Here is a 19,617-nt window from a genome sequence, read left to right on the forward strand (position 1 = left end):
GGCGAGAACGGGTTGCTGTGGCGGTAGCTGTCGCGGTTGCGGTGGCCGGGAGCGCACTGCGTCGCGCGTGCCGGGAGACCACTGGTCTCCCGAACCTCGCGGTGTAACCGCGAGAACCCGGGGTAGGGCAGGGGTTGCCTGAGAGCATCCGGCGGCGAAGCCGCCGGTTCCCCGGACGCGAGGCATCGCCGAGCGTCCGGCCGTTTTTCCCCATGTTTTTGCGATGGGGGTCGCCACCGGCGACCCCGACGTAAAAGGTGGTCGCTAGTCGTCGAGCTGGGCCTGCCACTCCCGGACCTGGCTCTCGCTGACACCCTGGACCTCGGTGGCGACGGTGTCGGAGTCGGCGTCCCGGAGCGAGTCCAGATCGGCGACGCCGGCTGCTTCGAGTTTCTCGGCTGTCGCCGAGCCGATGCCGTTCAGGTCCTCCAGATCCTCGACGGCGTTGCGGGCCTTGTACTCCTCGTAGTTACAGATGGGACAGCCAAGCTCCCAGGGGTCGTCGCTGTCGGGGTCGATCACGAGTTCGGGCAGGTCGTGCTCCTCGCAGTAGCTGTCGGTGACCTCGATGTCGCCGTTGCGGGGCAGCGGCAGCGAGTAGTCACAGTCGGGGTAGCGCGTACAGCCCACCAGCCGCGAGCCAGAGCGGAGGTGTTTGATGGCGAGTTCGCCGCCTTCCTCGTCGTCGCTCCCTTCGGCGGCTTCGCCGCCTTCGGATCGTTGCTCCGGTGGAGCAACGCCACACTCGGGACACGGGCCGATCACCTCGTCCTCGCTCTCGTCGGCGGCTTCGGCCTCACAGCGGGGGCAGCCGTGGACGAACGTGTCACGACCGGCCAGCATCTTCACGTGGTGCATGTCGTGGTCCTCACAGCGCTCCTCTAACACGAGCGGTTCGCCGGTCGAGGGCAGCGGGAGCGTGTGCCGACACTCCGGGAAGCCGTCACAGCCGACGAAGTACGAGCCCTGGCGGGAGCGCCGGACGAGCAGGTCCTCGCCACACTCCGGACACGGGCCCAGGGTCTTGTCGGCTTTCAGGGACTCCTGGAGGTGGTCGCCGATGTCCTCCCGGGAGTCGCGCAGTTCCTCGAAGACCCGGTCGAGCATCTCGCGGGACTCGTCGGTCACGTCGTCCAGCGTCGCCTCGCCGTTGGCGATGCGGGTCATATCAGCCTCCAGTTGGGCCGTCATCTCCTCGCTGACGACGTGGTCGGCGAACTCCTCGGCGGCCTCGACGACGGCCATCGCGAGCGTGGTCGGTCGGGGCGGATCGCCCTCGATGTACCCCCGGTCGTACAGTTTTTCGAGGGTGTTGTGGCGGGTCGATTTGGTCCCGACCCCCAGGTCCTCCATGGTCTGGATGAGCCGCGACTGGCCGTAGCGACGCGGTGGCTGGGTCTGTTTGGCCTCGATCCGGACCTCGGGCATCGCCAACTCCTCGCCCTCCTCGACATCGGGGACGTGGTTCTCGCTGGCGCTGGAGTACGGGTAGACGGCGTGGTAGCCCGGGTCGACCAGGCGCTTGCCGTTGGCCTTCAGCGAGCGACCGGCGGCTTCGGCGACGACGCGCAGGTGCTCCCAGGTCGCGGCCTCGGCCACGGTCGCGAAGAACCGCCGAACGATCAGTTCGTAGATCTCCCACTCGTCTTCCGAGAGGTCTGCCTTCGAGGGCAGCTCCCCCGTGGGGTGGATCGGCGGGTGGTCGGTCGTCTCCTCGTCGCCCCCCGTCGGGGCGATGTCGTCCTGTTCGAGCAGTGACTCGGCGTCCTCACCGAACGCGGAGCCGACGAACTCGTCCAGCAGCGCGTCGGGGTCGAGATCCTCCGGGTAGACCGTGTTGTCGGTTCGGGGGTAGGTGGCGTAGCCGGCGGTGTAGAGCTCCTCCGCGATGGACATGGCTCGCTGTGCCGAGTAGCCCAGCGAGCCGGCCGCCGAGATGAACGCGGTCGTGTTGAACGGCGTCGGTGGGCTGTCTGTTCTGGTCCGCCGGCGGACGCTCGTGACCGTCGCGGCGTCGGTACTCCGGAGGTCCTCGTATGCCGCCTCGGCGTCGGCTTCGTCCCAGACGCGTTCGGCCTCGGTGCCGTCGTCGTCGTAGAAGTACTGTGCTTCGAAGGTGACGCTGTCCTTCTGGAGGTCGGCGAACAGCTCCCAGTAGTCCTCGGGGTCGAACGCCTGGATCTCGCGCTCGCGGTCGACGATGAGTTTCAGCGTCGGCGACTGGACCCGGCCAACGGAGATGAAGTCGTCGCCCAGTTGCCGGGCCGACAGCGAGAGAAAGCGGGTGAGCGCGGCCCCCCACACGAGGTCGATGATCTGACGCGCCTCGCCGGCCGCGGCCAGATCGAAGTCGATCTCGTCGGGGTCGGCGAAGGCTTCGCGCACCTCCCGGTCGGTGATCGAGGAGAAACGGACCCGGCTCACGGGGATGTCGGTCTCCTCGCGGATGAGTTCGTACGCCTCCTTGCCGATGAGTTCCCCCTCGCGGTCGTAGTCGGTCGCGATGACGGCCTCGTCGGCGCGGCGGGCGAGCTGTTTGAGCGTCGTGACGATGTTCTCCTGGGTCGGCTCCTTGGTCACGTCGGCGGAGATGAGTTCGACCGGTTCCACGTCGCGCCAGTCGTTGTACTCGGGCGGGAAGTCGACGCCGACGACGTGGCCCGAGAGGCCGACGACGCGCTTGTCGCCCCAGCGGTAGACGTTGACGCCGTTTCGCCGCTCGCTGTCGGCGCTCCCCTCCGAGAGGATTTCGGCGATACGGCGTGCGGCGTTGTCCTTCTCGGTGATTATCAGCTCCATCGGACACCACCTTCGATTGTCATTGGTCCCGATAGGCCCGGACGAGTTCTAAAGTGTTTCGCCGAAACCGGCAGACAGCGCGGGTGTGCGCGGCGTACACGGCCGCTCGCGCTCGCGTGCGACGAGGATTATCAACGGTCGCCCTTCGGCGGTCCCGGGGACGACACCGGATCGCGAATACTGGGCTGTGAGGACGTAACACGACAGACATCGGCAGTACTATCCATCGCCACCCACGGTGTTACGTATGACCGACGGTTCTCCCGTGCAGGCTGACTATGCCGATCCGGGGACGATTCTCGACCGGATGGGCGACGGCTTTCTGGCGCTGGACGACTCGTGGTGTCTCACCTACGCGAACGCGAAGGGCCAGGCGATCCTCCGGAAAAGCGTGGCCGACGATATCGACGACATCGAAGGGATGAACCTCTGGGATTCTGTCCCGGACTCACGGGAGAGCGTGTTCTTCGAGAAGTTCACCGAGTCGATGGTGACACAGGAGCCGGTGACGTTCGAGACGTACTACGCGCTCGTCGATGCGTGGTTCGAAGTCCGGGTGTTTCCCTCCGACTCCGGGCTGTCGGTGTACTTTCGTGATATCTCAGCGTACAAGGAACTCGCACAGGAACGACAGGACAGCCTGTACGCGCTCCAGCAACTCTACTCAATCTCCTCCGACGGGTCCACGGATTTCGACACGAAGACGAACGACCTGCTCGCGCTGGGGTGTGAGTTCCTCGACCTCCCGAACGGGTTCGTCACGAGGATCGAACAGGGCGAACAGTACATCGTCCACTCGGCGGCGACACACCCGGAGGTTCAGGAGGGCAGTTCCTGTCCCCTCGACGAGGCCTACTGCAAGCGGACGATCGAACTCGACGAACTGATGACCGTCGTCAACGCCTCGGACGAGGGGTGGAACGACGATCCGGCCTACGATCGGTTCGAGTTCGAGACGTACATCGGCGGCCGACTGACCGTCGACGGGGAGCTGTACGGCACGCTCTGTTTCGCCGATACGAGGGCCCACGACGAGGGGTTCACCGACACCCAGCGGACGTTCGTCGAACTGCTCACCCGCTGGCTGGGCTACGAACTGGAGCGAAACCAGGCGGCAGAGCAGGTCCTGCGGGAGCGGGATCGCCTCGACGAGTTCGCACAGGTCGTCTCACACGACCTCCGGAACCCGCTCAACACGGCGACTGCCCGTATCGAGTTACTGAAATCGGAGACGGACAGCGAGCATCTCCCGCCCATCGAGCGCTCGCTCGACCAGATGGAGCGACTCATCGACGATATGCTCACACTGGCCCGCGACGGACAGAAGGTCAAGGAGACATCGGAAGTTCGACTGCCAGAGCCCGCCCGGACGGCGTGGAAAACCGTCGATCCGACGAACGTGGAGATCACGGTTACGGCCGACGACGCCACGGTGCTGGCGGACCCAGGTCGGCTCCGGCAGGTGTTCGAGAACCTCTTTCGGAACGCGGCCGAACACGGTGAGAGCGCGACGCGAGTCGAGGTCGGGCTACTCGACGACGAACCCGGCTTCTACGTCGCGGACGACGGTGTCGGTATCCCGACGGGCGAGCGGGACCAGGTCTTCGAGCCGGGCTACACGACACAGAACGAAGGGACCGGGTTCGGCCTGAACATCGTCAAAGACATCGCCTCGGCCCACGACTGGCAGGTCTCAGCGGCCGAATCGGCGGCGGGTGGTGCGCGGTTCGAGATCGGCGGTGTCGATTTCGTCGGCAGTTAGACACCGAGCAGCGGTCACTACCGCCCCAGCCGCCGTCGGCCGACGCTGACGCCTTCGGCGACTGTCCAGCCGAGCAGGACGAGCGCGGCCAGCAACGCGTAGAAGAGGTCCCAGCCGCTCATCCAGACCGGGCGCAGCCAGGGGGTGTAGTGGCCCCAGAGCGCGCCGACGCCCTCGGCCGCGCCCGCCAGCGGCGTCCCCGCGAACGTCGCCTCGATGAACGTATCGACCGACGCGGTGGCGTTCTCGCCGGCCCTCAGACCCGCACTGCCCGTGAGTTCGTAGCTCCCGGTCGCGTTCTGTTCGCGGATCGTCGGTCCCGTCGAGCCGTCACCGTGAGCGACCCGTTCGGCGTCGTATGGCCCCCAGGTGGCGTAGTACTCCCAGACGACCTCGCCGGTCGGCGTCACCTCGATGACGCGGTGGTTCAGCGTGTCCGTGATGAGTGTGTTGCCGTTGGGGAGCCGGTCGGCGTCACGGGGCCAGTTCAGCTGGCCGGTCCCGACCTCCCAGGTCCGGGTCCAGGTCCCGTCCGTGTAGGCGTACTCGACGACGCGGTCGTTGTGGCTGTCGGCGACCAGGATCGTCGGCGTGCCGTCCTCGCCGCGCAGGAAGTCGGGGTTGTGTTGCTCGTTGAGGATCTCGTAGTTGTCGTCCTCGCCCAGACGGAGGTCGATCTCCTTGGTCGTCCGGTTGACGAGGATGACCTGATCGAAGTTCCGCGGCGAGGCCAGGAACTGGTCGTCACCGACGGGGTCGATGTCGTTGCTGTGTGTCCAGTCCCGGTCTTGCCCGCCGTCGGTGCTGTCCGGGTAGTGGTTGCGGTAGCGCCACCGCCAGGTCACGCGCTCGGTCGTCAGGTTGTAGACGAGTAGCTCGTCGGTCGAGACGCCGCGACTCTCGTTCCACCCGCGCATGTGCGAGATCGCCAGCGCGGTGTCGTTCAGCATGTCGATGTCGTGGGTGTCCTCGTACGGGAGCAACTGCTCCCATTCTCGCTCTTTGGTCGCCGGGTCGAGTTCGTACACGAGGGTCTTGCCCTCACGCGGCGAGACGACGAGCAGGTTCCCGTTCGGGAGCGGGTCGACATCGAAGAACCACGCGTCGGTCCCCTGTCTGCTCGTGTAGGTCCACTCGTGGCGGGCGCGTTCGTCGACGGCGACCAGCCGAGCGGGCTTCTTCGGGTTCGTGTTCCCGCGGAAAGTGTAGCCCTGCGTGCTGACGACGGTGGTGCCGTTGGCCGGCGCAGTGACGGTTCCGCGCTGGAGGGTCGTCGCCTGCTCGCCGTCGGCAGTCACGGCGCTGACGGCCATCGGCGCGAGCAGCGAGGCGACGAGGAGCGCGGCGAGGAGGCGTGCGACGGTCGCGCGGGAGCGATCGGCGGGGAGCACACCACCCGGTCGGGGAGCCCGCGGATTAACCCTTTTGAGACGGGCCGCACACCGCCCCCAGTACCCGTGATTCCGATGGGCTCTTGTCGCCTGGGGTCCGAACGCCGGTATGGACAGACGGCTCGTCACCGGCCTCCGTGCGACCGCCGCGGCGCTGGTGTTCGTGACGGCGGCGTTTCACCTCTGGTGGGGCCTGCCCCGGAGCATCATCTACCTCCAGGCGGCCGAGGGGTTCCTCCTGCGGGGGCTCCCGCCGGACCCGCGGCCGTTCTTCTTCGTCGCGTTCGCGGCGATACTGCTCGCCGGCCCGTATCTGGTCACTCGACGGTACGTCAGCCTCCGGAACGGCTACCTGGCCGGGATGGTCCTGCTCGCGGGATCGATCGGTGCGTGGGTGTTCTGGCACGCGACCGGCCACGGGGCGTTCCTCGTCAACGGCTTCGACGCACCGGGCGGCGGCGCCGGCCACCACGGTGGGAGCCTCCTCCTCCTGATCGCCGACCACTTCGTCACCGAACCGGTCGAATCGGCGATCAAGACCGTCGAATTCCTGGGCGTCGCCGCCTTCGTCACGCTGCTGTGGAGAGACCCGGCGATCATCCCCGACCGGGGCGAGACCGGTCCGACCGAGGCCGAAGCCGGCGAGACAGCCGAGAACTAACCGTCGGCTCGACGGACACCGTCGCCGTCCGTGTCCCGCCCGACCAGGACAGCGTGAGCGTCAGTTCTTCCCCGACCGACCGTTGCATCGGTGTCGCGCTCGCTCCCCAGGTGATCGCGGTCGTGAACTGTGCCGTCTCGCCGGCCGGAATCTCGTGCTCGACGACGGTTGGAAGGACGGCGAACTGCGGTGCAGTCGCTCGGAACGTCCCGTCCCGACTGCCGACGTTCGCGACGGTGAGATCGGCGACGAGTCGCTCGGTCGGACTGAGCCGATCCGGCAGCGAGAACGCCCGGACGGCGAAGGTCGGGTCGCCGGTCAGCCGCCGGCGCGCCCGCCGGTCGAGTTCGCGCATCGGCCGTCCGGCGTAGGTCAGTGTCGCCCGCTCGACGGTGTCACGCACGGGGACGACGAATCCGGTGACTGTCTCCCCGTCGCCGACCCGGTCGCTCGTCCGCGCGATGGTGTCGAAACTGACGTAGGACCCCTTCGGCTCCTCCGGCGCGCGCCGGTCGCCGTCGATCCGAAGCCCGAACCGTTCGGGAAGAACGTCGCTATCGTCGCGGTAACCGGCGAACACGAACTGGTGGCCGTCGGGCGCGCCGGTGACCACGAGGCTGTCGACGGCGGCGACGTGGACGACGCTATCGGTCACCCAGACGGTGCCCAGTCGGGGCTCGGCGTCGTCGGAACTGGTGACGGGAGTCGGCGTCGTCCCTGCCTCGTCGGTACTGGCCGGCGCGTCGGTCTCGGGCGCCTGGAACGTGCCGTCGAGGCAGCCACTGAATCCGGTACAGAGGCCGGCGAGACTGCCGAGAAGGGCTCTCCTGGAGGGGGTAGAGGGCATACCGGAACTGCCAGAAGCGACGGTAAAGGCCTTCTGCCGGATCGGTGCGGAAAACGAGCGGGCCGAAGCGGGGGAGCGACGGGGTCAGGGGGCGCTACTGTCGGAGTCGACTATTGGGCTGCTTACAGGCCGAGGATACCGCTTGCGCCACCGCTGGCGGACGCGTTACCCTTTGCACTCGTGTTCGTCTCGGCGTCCGAGTCGACGGGCGCGTTCGCGTCGCTCTCGCTGTCTGCGTCAGTGTCACTCTCCTCGTCTGTGCCACTGTCGACGTGGACAGCCGCGTTGGCGTCGACGTTGGCGGTCGCGTTCACGTCGGCGTTGGTGCTTGCGTTTGCGTTGGCCCGGGCGCTGGCGGCCGCGCTGCCGTTGCCCTCACCGCGGGTAGCGCCGTCGGACTGGTCGGCGTTGCCCTGGCCGCGTTCGCTCGCGCTGTTGTTCTGTGCGTTCTCGTTTGCGGGTTCAGCGGGTTCGCCGGGGCCGCCGGCGAACAGTTCGACGACCATGTCGATGACGACGCTGGCGTCGAAGCCGTTACCCTCGCCGGCGTTCGGGGAGCGGTCAGCGTTCGACCGGTTCTGGCCTCGATCCTCGGGGCTCTCGGGCTCCTCGTCAGCCGTGGGCTGTTCGTCGGTAGCGGTCTCGTTGTCCTCGGCCGCGCGGGCCTCGGAGTCGGCCTCCACGTCGACGGTCACCGTCATCGTCCGCTCGGCGGCGTCCGTCCCGGCGAGGGTGACGACGCCCTCGGCGTCGACGGCATCGCTCTCGATCTCGACCTCGCCGGCCGTAGTCGTCTCGGGCGTGGGGACGCGGAGCTGTCCCTCGGCGTCGGTCTCGTACTCGCCCTCGGCGGCGACTTCGCCGTCGCCGACGGTGTCCACCTCGACGGACGCGTTCGAGACGGCCTCACCGTCGGCTTCGACGGTCACGACGGTCTCGTTCTCGGTCGTGTGGACCGTCACGGTCAGTGACTCGCTGGCTGTACTACTCGCGTCGCCGCTGGCCGCAGCAGCCGGTGCGATCCCGGCGGTGGCCAGCAGCACTGCCATCACCGCGGTCAGTGTCGTTCGTCGGATCATCGTCCACTCGGATCGATGGGAGATTGTTAAAAGGAGTTTCTGACAAAACCGTCCAAAGGTAGGTGTTCGACCAGCAGCAGTTCTCTATCCCGCCGATCGGAAATCCGGAAGAGTATATAAAAGATCCGCGTTCGGGCACAAGATACTTGCGTCCTTCTGGGAAACTAGCCCGCAGATAGAACCGCCGATGCGCCGAACGACCATCGCCCTCGCGGTCGGGCTCGTCTGCTGTCTGGTGTTCGCCTCGGGGCTCGGAGCCGCGGCTACCACGGGCGAGGGCGGCGTGGCGGCGACACAGGTCGCGGCCGACGGCGTCGTCGCCACGAACGACACCGGGGACACGTCCACTGGCGTGGTTGAGGAGACGGCGGAAAACACGACCGAGACTGTCGACGAGACGACAGACGAGAAGACGGAGACGACCGACGAGGATTCGACGACGGACGCCTCCCGGACGCTCACGAACACCTCCCGAGCGCCCGAGGAGACGGTCGAGACGGCCAACCAGTCCGCGGAGACGGCGCTCTCGCCGGTCTCGAACACGACCGCTGACGTGTCGGCGAACACGACGGTGCGTGCCTCGACGAACACGACCGCGGACGCGTCCCTGAACGCGAGTGCACAGGCAGCGGCCGACGCGACGGCTCGCGCTCCTCCGTCAACACCTGCTCGGGCCCCGGAGACGCCCCGGTCGAACGCCAGCGCGGCCCGCGGGGCGACCGGTCCGGAATCCCCGGGCCCCAACCGCTCCGCCGGGAACCCCTCCAGTGAGGCCAACGGTTCGGCGGCCGGCCCGGACGGCTCCGGCCCGCCGGGACTCGGCGGCGAGATGCCGACGCCGGACGGGAAGACCGTCGCCGTCGGCGTCGGTGCCACCGTCGCTGCCGGCGCGGCGGGCCGGGCCTACGTCGGGGCCACGGGCGGTAGTCCAAGCGCCGCACACGGCGTTGCCCAGTCGGGCGTCCCGCTCGTCCGCACGGCCTATCGCGACGCCGTGGACCGGCTCTGGCGGGTCCTCGGTATCGCCGGCTACGCGCTCCACTCCGGTGACACCCTCGAACACGACACTCGTGCGGACCTGGCGTCGGCCATCGAGGACAACCCGGGCGCGTACCTCTCGGAACTGGCCGACGCCAGCGACGCCTCGATGAGCACCGTCCGCTACCACCTGAAGGTCCTCGAACGCGAGGCGGTCGTCACGCCGGTGAAGATCCGGGGCAAACGGCGGTACTTCCCCGGCGACGAACCCACCGACGAACTCGCCGCCGCGTTGGCCGACGACGCCACCGAGTCGGTCCTCCGGGCGCTGGCCACCGTCGGTCCCGCCTCGGTGTCGGCGCTGGCCGACGAACTCGACCGAGACCCCAGTACCGTCACCCACCACCTCGATCGCCTGCAGGAGTCGGGGCTCGTCGAGCGCGAGCGCGACGGCCGCGCGGTGGTCAACTCGCTTGCACCGACCGCCGCCGCGGCGATCACACCCCGCGTCGGCGACCGCGGCGACTCGACCGCCGTCGGTTCCAGTCCCGGTGACTAGCAACCACTTTTTACGTCGGGGGTCGCCACTGGCGACCCCCATCGCAAAAACATGGGGAAAAACGGCCGGACGCTCGGCGATGCCTCGCGTCCGGGGAACCGGCGGCTTCGCCGCCGGATGCTCTCAGGCAACCCCTGCCCTGCCCCGGGTTCTCGCGGTTACACCGCGAGGTTCGGGAGACCAGTGGTCTCCCGGCACGCGCGACGCAGTGCGCTCCCGGCCACCGCAACCGCGACAGCTACCGCCACAGCAACCGTACTGCCACCCCAACCGCCACCGCCTACAACTGCAGATGCGAGGTCGAACTCGGACCGTCGTCGTCGTCGATCCCGCCCTCGTGGTGGAACTCGTAGTCGTCGTCCGTCAGAAAGACGGTGCCGTGGCGCTCTGCGAGGTCGACGCCGGGAAGGGTCGTCCCGGCGGCCTCGCCATTGTCGCAGTCGCCCTCGCAGGCGTCGAACAGCGAGCCGTGCCGGGGACAGATGAGTTGGCCATCCCGCATCGGGACGCCCCGTCCGGTGTCGAAGCGCTGTTGCTCGTGGGTACAGGTGTTGACCCACGCCTCGACCCCGTCCTCGCAGGGGACGACCACGACCTCTTCGCGGTCGCCGTACGGATCGGTCGCGGTGAACAGGAACGACCCCTCGTCGTGGACGGTCTCGACCGTCGTCAACTGATGCATAGAGGGACGTGGGACGCGAACGGCTAATTCGTGGCGGTCAGTCGACAAAGGCCGGGTCGGTCCGTGTCCAGTCCCACGGCAGATAGCGGACCCGCGGCGCGGCGTCGGCCGGGAGCTGGTCGTACCGCCGGAGGAACGGAACGATGGCCCCCCTGCCGCCGAAGTCGCCGGGGAACCACCGGAAGACACGGGGGACGCGAACGACCCCCTCGTCGGCGTCGTAGCGCACGGTCGCGTCGAGATACGTCTGCGTCGCGATGTCGAGTTGGTCGTCGACGGCGGCGGGGTCGTAGGCCCTGATCGCCGGACAGCTTGCGGCCCCGCAGTTCAGCGCGAAGTGGATACGGGGGTCGGGGTCGGCCAGCCGGTAGCGGAGTTCGAAGCTGTCGGGCAGCAGGCGCGGCAAGTAGCCCAGGCCGAACTTCGAGCGCGAGCCCCGGAGGATGCCGTGCTCGATGTCGTCCAGCCCGAGCGGGTGGTCGCCGACGGTGACCGCCGGCGCGCGGAAGAAGCGCAGCGAGCGGACCCGGCCCTCGTAGAGGCCGGGGCGGCGGTCCAGGAGGAGATTCGTCCCAGCGTTGTAGCAGTTGAGCCAGAACGCGAGCGCAGTCCGGCGGTCCTCGCGAACGGGAGCCAGTGCCGCCTCGTCGAGGGCAGCCAACGCCGAGAGGACCGGCGCCGGATCGTCGCCGACGCGTGTGGCGACCAGGAGATCCGCGGACAGTGTGGTCGGTGTCGCCGCCGTCGTCGGCTGCATGTCTCCCGAGAGGGAGCCACCGTCGAAAAGGCTTGTGCGGGTGTCTCCGGCGTCGGCCACGGCCGGGTGGGCGTGCGCTGTCGCGCGGGCCACACCGTGCTGGTCCGGCCCATCCGAAGCCGTTATGCCGACAGACGAACGTCACTGCGGTATGAGCGACTGGGCGGACTGGGACCACATCGTCAAGATCGACCCCGACAAGACGCTGGTCGACGGCGAGACCTTCGAAGACGTGGCCGCGACCGGCACTGACGCGATCGAGGTCGGCGGCACGACCGGGATGACCGAGGAGAAGATGCAGCGGGTCGTCGAGGCCTGCGGGAAGTACGACATCCCCGTCTACATCGAACCGTCGAACCCCGCCTCAGTCGTCCACAGCGACCGCCACGACGGCTATCTCGTCCCGGTCGTGATGAACGCCGGCGACGTGACCTGGATCACCGGCGCCCACAAGGAGTGGATCCGCATCGACGACGAGATCGACTGGTCGCGCACGTTCACCGAGGCCTACATCGTGATGAACCCAGAGGCCTCCGTCGCGACCTACACCCAGGCCGACTGTGATCTCGACGCCGAGGAGGTCGCGGCCTACGCCGAGGCGGCCGAACACCTGCTGGGTCAGGAGATCGTCTACGTCGAGTACTCCGGGACGCTGGGCGACCCCGAGATCGTCGCCGCGGCCGCCGACGCAGTCGACGACGCGACCCTCTTCTACGGCGGCGGCATCGGCGACTACGAGTCCGCCCGCCGGATGGCCGAGCACGCCGACACCATCGTCGTCGGCGACCTGGTCCACGACGAGGGCGTCGAAGCGGTCCGCGAGACCGTCGAGGGTGCCAGGGACGCCCACGCCGCGACCGCCGACCGCTGACCGGCCGCGCCCGCGATACGGGCTCACTGCCCAGCACACACGTTCCAGTCGTCGATCCGCTCCGCTGGTCGGTCGTCCATCCGTCCGCTCCGCTTCTTCCCGTCTGAATCGCCGCGAGAGCCGTGCCCGGTCACGGCCACGACCACTCAGAACACGAGTCGATCGAGCGCGCGGCGGAGCGGGCCGTGGTCGGTCCGCGGGTGGACCTCGACGGTCGCCTGCCCGGTGTCGTCGATCGCCGCCTGCGTCGCCCGTTCGCGCTCGGATCGACGAGCGGTCAGTCCCCCCTCCCAGCTGTGGATGACGAGGTTGCCCTCGGGGTCGTCGGTCGAGACCGCCACGTCGATGTCGTCGCGACGGGCGAACGTACAGGCGGTGGGGACCGAGCACGCCTCGACGAGGTCGTCGTGGTACTCTCGGAGGACGCGGAGTTGCTCGCCGGAGTTGTCCTCGGCGAGCGGGTAGACGAACCGCAGCGACGCCCCCGTGTCGCTGGCGATCGCGTCCCCGATCCGGACCTTCAGCGGGTCGTAGGGGCCCCGCGTGGTCACGAGCGAGACGGTCCCGATGTCCGCGAGTTCACCGGCACTGACCGCGAGCGTGTCGCAGTCGGCCCTCTCCCCGATCCGGGCGACACTGTCGCCGAAGACGGAGGACTCGAAGGTCGCGTCGCGGTCGACCACCAAGAGCGTCGCGCCGAGGTCGGTGACGGCGTTCGCGACCGCGCGATCGGGGTGGTGGCTGACGAGTTCGCCGTACTCGACGGGGACATCGACATCGGCCGCGAGTTCGTCGGTCCGGCGCTCGAACTCGGCGTCGGTCACCGACTGAACGTCGGCGGCGTACCGCAGGGGCGTCTGGTCGGGAACCTCGTCGAACTGGACGACGACGACGCGGCCGTCGTCGGGACACAGCGTCGACGCCAGCGTGACCAGCGACCGCTCGCTCTCGGCGCTCGCTCCTTCGGGGAGCGCGACGAGGACGGTCTCGCCCGGCGTCTCCGCCAGCGCCGTTCTGGTCCGCTCCATCGCCTGCTGGCCGACGCTCCGGCGGACGGACTCGCGGATCGCCCCCTCGCGGGTGACACGGCGGCGGACGTAGCCGAAGTACCAGAGCGCGCTCGCGGCGACGATGACGACCGCGCCGACGATGGCGACCGTCCCCATCTGCGTGAGCAGAGCGAACCCGGTCACCGTGCCGAAGATCTGGGTCCACGGGTACAGCGGGGACTCGAAGGAGGGATCGTAGGCGGTCGTCTCCGACTCGCGGAAGCCGATCAAGGCGACGTTGATGAGCGCGAACACGAGGATCTTGAACGCGCTCGCGAGCTTCGCGATCTCGAGGATATCGACGAACGCGATCAACACCAGCATGACGAGGCCGGTCAGCGTGATCGCGTTGACGGGGGTGGTGAACCGGTCGCTGACGGTGCTCAAGATCCTCGGTGCGATCCCGTCCCGGGCCATCGCGAACGGGTACCGCGAGGCCGACAGCACGCCCGCGTTTGCGGTACTGACGAGCGCCAGGAGGGCCGCGAGCACGACCGCGCCGACGCCGGCGGCCCCCAGCGTCGCGTCGGCCGCGTCGGCGACCGGCGTCGAACTCCCGGCGATCGTCTCCAGCGGGACGACGCCGACGATGACGGCGACGATGAGGACGTACAGCAGCGTCGTGATGCCGAGCGAGCCGAGCATCGCGACCGGGATCACGCGGTCGGGGTCCTCGACCTCCTCGGCGACGCTGGCGATCTTGGTCACGCCGGCGTAGGAGACGAACACCAGCCCCGTCGCGGCGAAGATCCCCTCGACGCCGTAGCTCCAGAGTCCGCCGTAGGACGCCGTCTCGACGGCCGGCCCGCCGCCGACGACGAACCAGGCCATCGCCGCGAGCATCACGGCGACGATCCCGACCTGGAGCCGGCCGGTCTGTTCGGCGCCGACGATGTTGACGACGATCAACAGCGCCGCGAGGCCGACCGCCACGGGTCGAACCGGGAGATCGAACACCAGAACGAGGTAGGGCACGCCGCCCACGAGCGCGAGCGCGCCCTTGAACGACAGCGAGAACCAGGTCCCGACGCCGGCGATCGTTCCCAGCAGCGGGCCCATCGACCGCTCGATGTAGACGTAGGTCCCGCCGGCTTCGGGCATCGCGGTGGCCATCTCGGCCTTGCTCACCGCGGCCGGGAGGACCAACACACCCGCGAGCAGATACGCGACGATGACGCCCGCGCCGGCCTCCTTGACGGCCAGTGCGGGCAGGATGAAGATGCCACTGCCGACCATCGCACCGATCGAGATGGCGATGACTGCCGGAAGCCCGAGGTCGCGTTCGAGGTCTTTCGGCATCGTCAGTCCAGATGAGTGACTTCGATCGAGTTCTCGAACTGTGCACACGCCTCCGCGGCGAGCACCGCGCCCTCGGAGACGGTGACCGTCGCGATTCCCTCGAAGGCGTCTTCGAGAGCGGGGTCGCCGACCAGGACCACGACGTGGTCGAGCCCGAACCGTGTACGGAGCAGTTGTGCCACAAGGAGCGCCCGGCGGTCGCTCCGTAAGGCGACGATAGCGCCCGCTACGTCGGCGGCGCTCGCCGCGGCGAGTGTCTCGACTGCCGCCGGGTCGCCGACCGTCGCGTCCACGTCACCGGCGCGATCAGCGACGGGTTCCCTGTCGGTGACGATGCCGACCGCTGCGGTGGCCGCCAGTTCCCCTGCGATGACTGCACCGGCGAACCGGTCGGTGACGACGAGGACCGACGGTCGGTCCCGTTCCCCTGAGAGCCTGTCTCGGAACGTTCGTGCGGATAGCATGAGTAGAGACGATCGGCGACCTGGGGCCGCCGACAAGTCGTCGACGGCTCAGAACCGTTCATCCGACAAGAGATTCCGGAAAAAGATAAATGCCTAGCTTCTAGTTCCGATACGGAAATAGAATTAGATTTAGGTCCTATTACAGAACTATTCGTCGTCGGAGGCGGGTGCGGCGAACCGGTGGAACGGCCGGGTGTACTCGTTGCGGATGAGGTCCTCGTCGACGACCTCCAAGCCCACGTCGTTGAGGTCCCGGCCGATCCGACTGAGGTCGTTGCTGTCGACACCGACGACTTCGACGTGGACGTTGTCGGCGCCGGTCATCACCTCCCGGATCGCGACGACGCCGTCGACATCGAGCGCACGGAGCGCGATCTCCTCGCGTTCGTGGATCGGCGCGGTACAGACGATGAGGGTGTGGAGCTGATAGCCCGCCGCCTCGTAGTCGACATCGACATCGTACCCCTGGATGACGCCGCGCTCTTCGAGACGGTCGATCCGGTTTCGGACGGTCCGTGCGGACACGTCACACGATTCGGCGATCTCGCTTGCGGTCGTGTGTCGGGCGTCCTGCTGGAGCGCGTGGATGATCCGGCGGTCGAGGTCGTCGATCGGAGTCCTGTCGTCGGCCATACCCACCGGTTGTGCAGGGTGTGGTACAAACGTTCAGGGTTCCGTCCCGCCGGCCACAGCGGGGACCGAACGGCTTTCTCCGTGCAGCCCGTACGGCGGCTATGACACCGCCAGCCGGCGTCGTCTTCGATCTGGACGGCACGCTGTGTGAGTCCACCCAGGACGAGGCGACGCTGTACGCCGGCGCCTTCGCGGCCGTCGACCTGCCGCAGTTCGGCGCCGCCGAGGAACTGTGGGCGGCACTCGACGGGCCGCCGGACCCCGACGACGAGCAGTCGTATCTCGCCGCCGGCTTTCGCCGACTCGGCGCCCAGCACGGTCACAGACAGGTCCCGGCCGACGAACTGGCCGCCGGGCTGCTCGACACCGTCGACCGGAGCGCCGTCGCGTTCCGCGAGGGGGCAGACCGGGCGCTGCGGGCCGCCGGAGAGCACGGCCCCGTCGGCCTGTTGACCAACGGCCCCGCGCGCCGCCAGCGCCCGAAAGTCGAGTCCCTGGGGCTCGCCGACCGCGTCGACACCGTCTGTTACGCCGGCGACCGCCCGCGGCGCAAGCCACACCCGGAGCCGTTCGTCGAGGTGTGCGAGACGCTCGGGATCGCCCCCGAAGCCACGCTGTACGTCGGCGACTCGCTTTCCTACGACGTGGCGGGCGCCCACGGCGCCGGGCTCCAGGCGGCCTGGTGTCCGCGGTCGCCGGGCGACAGCGAGGGGTACCGGCCGGAGTACGTCCTCAACGACATCGGTGACCTCGTCGGAGTGTTGGGGCGGACAGAGCACGCCGAACAGCCGTGACCGACAGCGAGCGGGTCCTCCGGCGTGTCGTCCCGACCCGTTCCCCGGAGACGATCGAGCGGCCGAGACAGGGCAACCACAAGGAGACAACCGTCGCCCGCTACACCGACTACCCCGCCGTCGTCGTGCAACTGGCCGACGACGCCGACGCGATCCACACGGAGGCGGTGCTGTTGGGCGCCGTCGCCGAACGGACGAGCGTGCCGGTCCCGCGGCTGCTGGCACACGGTCGGCTCGGGGGCCGGGGGTATCTGGTCACCGAGCACGTCGACGGTGCGGACCTCCACGAGCGGTTCGTCGGCCTGCCCGCCGGGCGGCGACAGCACCTCGCCCGGCGGTTCGGGATCGGCCTCGCACGGCTCCACGCGGCGTTTCCCTTCGAGTCTGCGGGGTCGCTGTCGGTCGAGAGCGACGGGTCGCTGGTCGCGGCCGGGCTGGCGCCCGCCGAGGCGTTCACGGCGGCCGCCGAGGACGCCCTGACGGCGCTTCCCGGTCCCTTCGACGACCTGCGGCCGGCGCTGTTGGCGGCGCTCGACCCGCCCGAGCGGACCCGCCGGCCGCGGCTGTTCCCCTGGGACCTCCGTCCGGGGAACGCGCTCGTCTCGGGCGGCGACCTCGCGGCGGTGCTAGACTGGGGCGACCCGCGAGCCGCCGATCCGGCGCTGTCGATCGCCAAGACCGAACACCTCGTCACGCGGTGGTACGGGACCGACCCCGACCCGCTCCGGTCGGCGTTCCGGGCCGGCTATCGGTCAGTGCGTCCGCTCCCGGCGGTTCCGCGGGCCTACCGCTTAGCCGCCGTCGTCACCGCCGCAGTGGATTCGCAGGGCGTGGTGACCCGACCACACTACCCCGAGCGGACGGGCGAGGCGGCGGTCGCGATCCACCGGGCGTGGATGACCGAGTGGCTGGACGCCGGCGAGAGTGAATAAACGGAGTTTAAGTCCATCCCCCCAAACGGGGGAATATGGACGACCGAACCTACACAGCGGACGCCGAGCCCGGCGAGACGGTCACCGTCGCCGGCTGGGTCCACGAACTCCGAGATCTGGGTGGTATCGCCTTCCTCATCCTGCGGGACACGACCGGTAAGATCCAGGTCAAGTTCGAGAAAAACGAGATGGACGAAGACCTCGTCGAGACGGGGCTGAACGTCCACCGGGAGTCGGTCATCTCGGTCACCGGCGCCGTCGAGGAGGAACCGCGCGCCCCGACCGGCGTCGAGGTCACGCCCGAATCGGTCGACGTGATCTCCGAGGCCGACCCCGAACTGCCGCTTGACCCCTCGGGGAAGGTCGACGCCGAACTGCCCACCCGACTCGACAACCGGACGCTCGACCTGCGCAAGCCCGAGATCAAGGCCATCTTCGAGATCCGTGCCGAAGTGCTGCGCGCGGTCCGGGACGCCTTCCGCGAGATCGGCTGTACGGAGATCAACACGCCCAAGATCGTCGCCACGGGGACCGAGGGCGGCACCGAGCTGTTCCCGATCACGTACTTCGGCCGCGAGGCGTTCATGAACCAGAGCCCGCAGCTGTTCAAGCAGCTGATGGTCGGCTCCGGCCTCGAACGGGTCTTCGAGATCGGTCCGATCTTCCGCGCCGAGGAACACAACACGCCCCGGCACCTCAACGAGGCCACGTCGATCGACTTCGAGTCCGCCTTCTTCGACCACACCGAGGCGATGGACGCCTGCGAACACGTCGTCAAGTCGGCCTACGAGGCCGTCGCCGAGAACTGTCAGGACCAGCTCGAAGCGCTGGATCTCGCCGACGACTTCGCGGCGCCCGAGGGCGAGTTCCCGCGGCTCACCTACCAGGACGCTCTCGACAAGATCAACGCCACCGGCGAACTCGACGAGCCGCTGGTCTGGGGCGACGACCTCTCGACGGAGGCCGAACACGTCCTCGGCCAGGAGGTCGGCGAGCACTACTTCATCACGGACTGGCCCAGCGAGATCAAGCCCTTCTACATCAAGGACCACGACGACGACGAGGAGGTCTCGACGGGCTTCGACATGATGCACCCGTCGATGGAACTGGTCTCCGGCGGCCAGCGTGAACACCGCTACGACCACCTCGTCGCCGGCTTCGAGCAGCAGGGCCTCGACCCCGAGGCCTTCGAGTACTACACCAAGATGTTCCGCTACGGCATGCCGCCACACGCCGGCTGGGGCCTCGGTGGTGAACGGCTCATCATGACGATGCTCGGCCTAGAGAACATCCGGGAAGCAGTTCTCTTCCCGCGGGATCGCCAACGTCTGAGTCCCTGAGGAAGACGTTGGGAGCCAGCGAGACGAACGCAGTGAGTCTCGCAGGACCGACAGCGCCTGTCGCCATAGGCGACGGCGCAACTGTCGAGCTCCCGCGGGATCGCCAGCGGCTGAGTCGATGGAGAGAGCCCGAACGGTGTGAGGGCTCGTGACGACGGAACGTTTATCAGTTCGTCTATCTGACAGCCGGCAGTGGGTGACGACGTTCAGTTCCGCAAGGCCAGACCGGGCGACGCGGGAACGATGCTGTCGGTCAAGCGTGCGGCGATCCTCGGGATCGAGGACGACCGCTACGACGAGGACCAGTTGGCGGCCTGGGCGCCCGACGGGGGTAACCTGGGCGCGTTCGAAGCGTCGCCCTCGGCCGACCAGTACGAGATCCGGGTGGCGACGATCGACGACACAGTGGTGGGGTACGGCGTCCTCCACCTGCCCGAGGAGCGACTCGACGCGCTGTTCGTCAGCCCGTTCTACGCCGGCGCGGGAATCGCGACGACGCTGCTGAAGCAACTGGAGACCGCCGCGCAGTTCGCCGGCATCGAGCGGATCGAACTCACCTCCTCGCTCACCGCGGTGGGGTTCTACGAGCGCCACGGCTACGAGCGGACCGGAACCACCGACCGGGAGATCGAAGGCGTGACCGTCCCGTTCGTGGCGATGGCGCGACGGCTCGCCCCTGAAGACCCACAGAACGATGGGTGAGCGGTTTTGTTCCCGTCG

At 68.4% G+C, this 19,617-nt stretch carries 17 protein-coding genes; 8 read left to right on the forward strand and 9 right to left on the reverse strand.

Annotated features, from left to right (window positions below):
* Positions 1-264: 264 nt before the first annotated feature.
* The gene (locus tag P1L40_RS04585; protein ID WP_284010140.1) at positions 265-2,799 is read right to left on the reverse strand and encodes a DNA topoisomerase I; all 2,535 of its coding nucleotides are present in this window, start codon (positions 2,797-2,799) and stop codon (positions 265-267) included.
* A 247-nt stretch (positions 2,800-3,046) separates the two neighbouring features.
* Here P1L40_RS04585 and P1L40_RS04590 point away from each other — a divergent pair, with 247 nt between their 5' ends.
* The gene (locus tag P1L40_RS04590) at positions 3,047-4,561 is read left to right on the forward strand and encodes a PAS domain-containing sensor histidine kinase (protein WP_284010141.1); all 1,515 of its coding nucleotides are present in this window, start codon (positions 3,047-3,049) and stop codon (positions 4,559-4,561) included.
* A 17-nt stretch (positions 4,562-4,578) separates the two neighbouring features.
* Here P1L40_RS04590 and P1L40_RS04595 read toward each other — a convergent pair whose 3' ends face one another.
* Positions 4,579-5,874, reverse strand: coding sequence for an aryl-sulfate sulfotransferase (locus tag P1L40_RS04595; protein WP_419181206.1), 1,296 nt, complete (start codon positions 5,872-5,874; stop codon positions 4,579-4,581).
* Positions 5,875-6,061: 187 nt separating this feature from the next.
* On the opposite strand from P1L40_RS04595, the gene P1L40_RS04600 reads away from it, so the two are divergent.
* Entirely contained in the window at positions 6,062-6,613 is a 552-nt protein-coding gene (locus tag P1L40_RS04600; protein ID WP_284010143.1) for a hypothetical protein, read from the forward strand.
* Here P1L40_RS04600 and P1L40_RS04605 read toward each other — a convergent pair.
* Together P1L40_RS04605 and P1L40_RS04610 are read right to left on the reverse strand one after the other, a co-directional pair.
* On the reverse strand, positions 6,549-7,460 hold the full coding sequence (locus P1L40_RS04605) for a hypothetical protein (RefSeq protein WP_284010144.1): 912 nt from the start codon (positions 7,458-7,460) through the stop codon (positions 6,549-6,551). The two genes, P1L40_RS04600 and P1L40_RS04605, sit on opposite strands and share 65 nt — an antisense overlap.
* 122 nt (positions 7,461-7,582) lie before the next feature.
* Positions 7,583-8,539, reverse strand: coding sequence for a hypothetical protein (locus P1L40_RS04610; RefSeq protein WP_284010145.1), 957 nt, complete (start codon positions 8,537-8,539; stop codon positions 7,583-7,585).
* Positions 8,540-8,726: 187 nt separating this feature from the next.
* Between P1L40_RS04610 and P1L40_RS04615 the strand changes: the two genes are divergently transcribed.
* Positions 8,727-10,076: a helix-turn-helix domain-containing protein gene (locus P1L40_RS04615; protein ID WP_284010146.1), complete on the forward strand. Its 1,350-nt coding sequence runs from the start codon at positions 8,727-8,729 to the stop codon at positions 10,074-10,076.
* A gap of 280 nt (positions 10,077-10,356) precedes the next feature.
* On the opposite strand, the gene P1L40_RS04620 is transcribed toward P1L40_RS04615, so the two are convergent.
* Both P1L40_RS04620 and P1L40_RS04625 read right to left on the reverse strand, forming a co-directional pair.
* A complete protein-coding gene (locus tag P1L40_RS04620; protein WP_284010147.1) occupies positions 10,357-10,758 on the reverse strand; it encodes a Rieske (2Fe-2S) protein in 402 nt (133 codons plus the stop codon).
* 37 nt (positions 10,759-10,795) lie between these two features.
* Positions 10,796-11,515, reverse strand: a complete 720-nt coding sequence (locus P1L40_RS04625; protein WP_284010148.1) for a DUF547 domain-containing protein — start codon at positions 11,513-11,515, stop codon at positions 10,796-10,798.
* 151 nt (positions 11,516-11,666) lie between these two features.
* On the opposite strand from P1L40_RS04625, the gene P1L40_RS04630 reads away from it, so the two are divergent.
* Complete coding sequence (locus tag P1L40_RS04630) at positions 11,667-12,386, forward strand: phosphoglycerol geranylgeranyltransferase (RefSeq protein ID WP_284010150.1); 720 nt, start codon at positions 11,667-11,669, stop codon at positions 12,384-12,386.
* A 146-nt stretch (positions 12,387-12,532) separates the two neighbouring features.
* Here the strand turns inward: P1L40_RS04630 and P1L40_RS04635 are convergent, their stop codons facing one another.
* The 3 genes from P1L40_RS04635 to P1L40_RS04645 all read right to left on the reverse strand — a co-directional run bounded on the left by P1L40_RS04635 (position 12,533) and on the right by P1L40_RS04645 (position 15,831).
* A complete protein-coding gene (locus tag P1L40_RS04635; RefSeq protein WP_284010151.1) occupies positions 12,533-14,734 on the reverse strand; it encodes an APC family permease in 2,202 nt (733 codons plus the stop codon).
* Between the two features lie 2 nt (positions 14,735-14,736).
* Positions 14,737-15,198, reverse strand: coding sequence for an NAD-binding protein (locus tag P1L40_RS04640; RefSeq protein ID WP_284010152.1), 462 nt, complete (start codon positions 15,196-15,198; stop codon positions 14,737-14,739).
* A gap of 147 nt (positions 15,199-15,345) precedes the next feature.
* Entirely contained in the window at positions 15,346-15,831 is a 486-nt protein-coding gene (locus P1L40_RS04645) for an Lrp/AsnC family transcriptional regulator (protein WP_284010153.1), read from the reverse strand.
* Between the two features lie 101 nt (positions 15,832-15,932).
* On the opposite strand from P1L40_RS04645, the gene P1L40_RS04650 reads away from it, so the two are divergent.
* The 4 genes from P1L40_RS04650 to P1L40_RS04665 all read left to right on the forward strand — a co-directional run bounded on the left by P1L40_RS04650 (position 15,933) and on the right by P1L40_RS04665 (position 19,599).
* On the forward strand, positions 15,933-16,625 hold the full coding sequence (locus P1L40_RS04650) for an HAD family hydrolase (protein WP_284010154.1): 693 nt from the start codon (positions 15,933-15,935) through the stop codon (positions 16,623-16,625).
* Complete coding sequence (locus tag P1L40_RS04655) at positions 16,622-17,557, forward strand: phosphotransferase family protein (protein ID WP_284010155.1); 936 nt, start codon at positions 16,622-16,624, stop codon at positions 17,555-17,557. The genes P1L40_RS04650 and P1L40_RS04655 overlap by 4 nt, the downstream gene beginning before the upstream one ends.
* Before the next feature lie 35 nt (positions 17,558-17,592).
* Positions 17,593-18,897 (forward strand): aspartate--tRNA(Asn) ligase, encoded by a 1,305-nt coding sequence (gene aspS, locus P1L40_RS04660; RefSeq protein WP_284010156.1) that lies wholly within the window; start codon positions 17,593-17,595, stop codon positions 18,895-18,897.
* Positions 18,898-19,089: 192 nt separating this feature from the next.
* Positions 19,090-19,599, forward strand: coding sequence for a GNAT family N-acetyltransferase (locus tag P1L40_RS04665; RefSeq protein WP_284010157.1), 510 nt, complete (start codon positions 19,090-19,092; stop codon positions 19,597-19,599).
* Positions 19,600-19,617: the final 18 nt, after the last annotated feature.

Source organism: Haloarcula pelagica, assembly GCF_030127105.1.
Taxonomy (GTDB): Archaea; Halobacteriota; Halobacteria; order Halobacteriales; family Haloarculaceae; genus Haloarcula; species Haloarcula pelagica.

Bases quoted from the DNA above. Each gene is read 5' to 3' on its own strand.
- P1L40_RS04610 (WP_284010145.1), bottom strand. From the start codon at position 8,539: ATGATCCGACGAACGACACTGACCGCGGTGATGGCAGTGCTGCTGGCC.
- P1L40_RS04620 (WP_284010147.1), bottom strand. From the start codon at position 10,758: ATGCATCAGTTGACGACGGTCGAGACCGTCCACGACGAGGGGTCGTTC.
- P1L40_RS04645 (WP_284010153.1), bottom strand. From the start codon at position 15,831: ATGGCCGACGACAGGACTCCGATCGACGACCTCGACCGCCGGATCATC.
- P1L40_RS04600 (WP_284010143.1), top strand. From the start codon at position 6,062: ATGGACAGACGGCTCGTCACCGGCCTCCGTGCGACCGCCGCGGCGCTG.
- P1L40_RS04650 (WP_284010154.1), top strand. From the start codon at position 15,933: ATGACACCGCCAGCCGGCGTCGTCTTCGATCTGGACGGCACGCTGTGT.
- P1L40_RS04595 (WP_419181206.1), bottom strand. From the start codon at position 5,874: ATGGCCGTCAGCGCCGTGACTGCCGACGGCGAGCAGGCGACGACCCTC.
- P1L40_RS04585 (WP_284010140.1), bottom strand. From the start codon at position 2,799: ATGGAGCTGATAATCACCGAGAAGGACAACGCCGCACGCCGTATCGCC.
- aspS (WP_284010156.1), top strand. From the start codon at position 17,593: ATGGACGACCGAACCTACACAGCGGACGCCGAGCCCGGCGAGACGGTC.
- P1L40_RS04635 (WP_284010151.1), bottom strand. From the start codon at position 14,734: ATGCCGAAAGACCTCGAACGCGACCTCGGGCTTCCGGCAGTCATCGCC.
- P1L40_RS04630 (WP_284010150.1), top strand. From the start codon at position 11,667: ATGAGCGACTGGGCGGACTGGGACCACATCGTCAAGATCGACCCCGAC.
- P1L40_RS04625 (WP_284010148.1), bottom strand. From the start codon at position 11,515: ATGCAGCCGACGACGGCGGCGACACCGACCACACTGTCCGCGGATCTC.
- P1L40_RS04640 (WP_284010152.1), bottom strand. From the start codon at position 15,198: ATGCTATCCGCACGAACGTTCCGAGACAGGCTCTCAGGGGAACGGGAC.
- P1L40_RS04590 (WP_284010141.1), top strand. From the start codon at position 3,047: ATGACCGACGGTTCTCCCGTGCAGGCTGACTATGCCGATCCGGGGACG.
- P1L40_RS04615 (WP_284010146.1), top strand. From the start codon at position 8,727: ATGCGCCGAACGACCATCGCCCTCGCGGTCGGGCTCGTCTGCTGTCTG.
- P1L40_RS04605 (WP_284010144.1), bottom strand. From the start codon at position 7,460: ATGCCCTCTACCCCCTCCAGGAGAGCCCTTCTCGGCAGTCTCGCCGGC.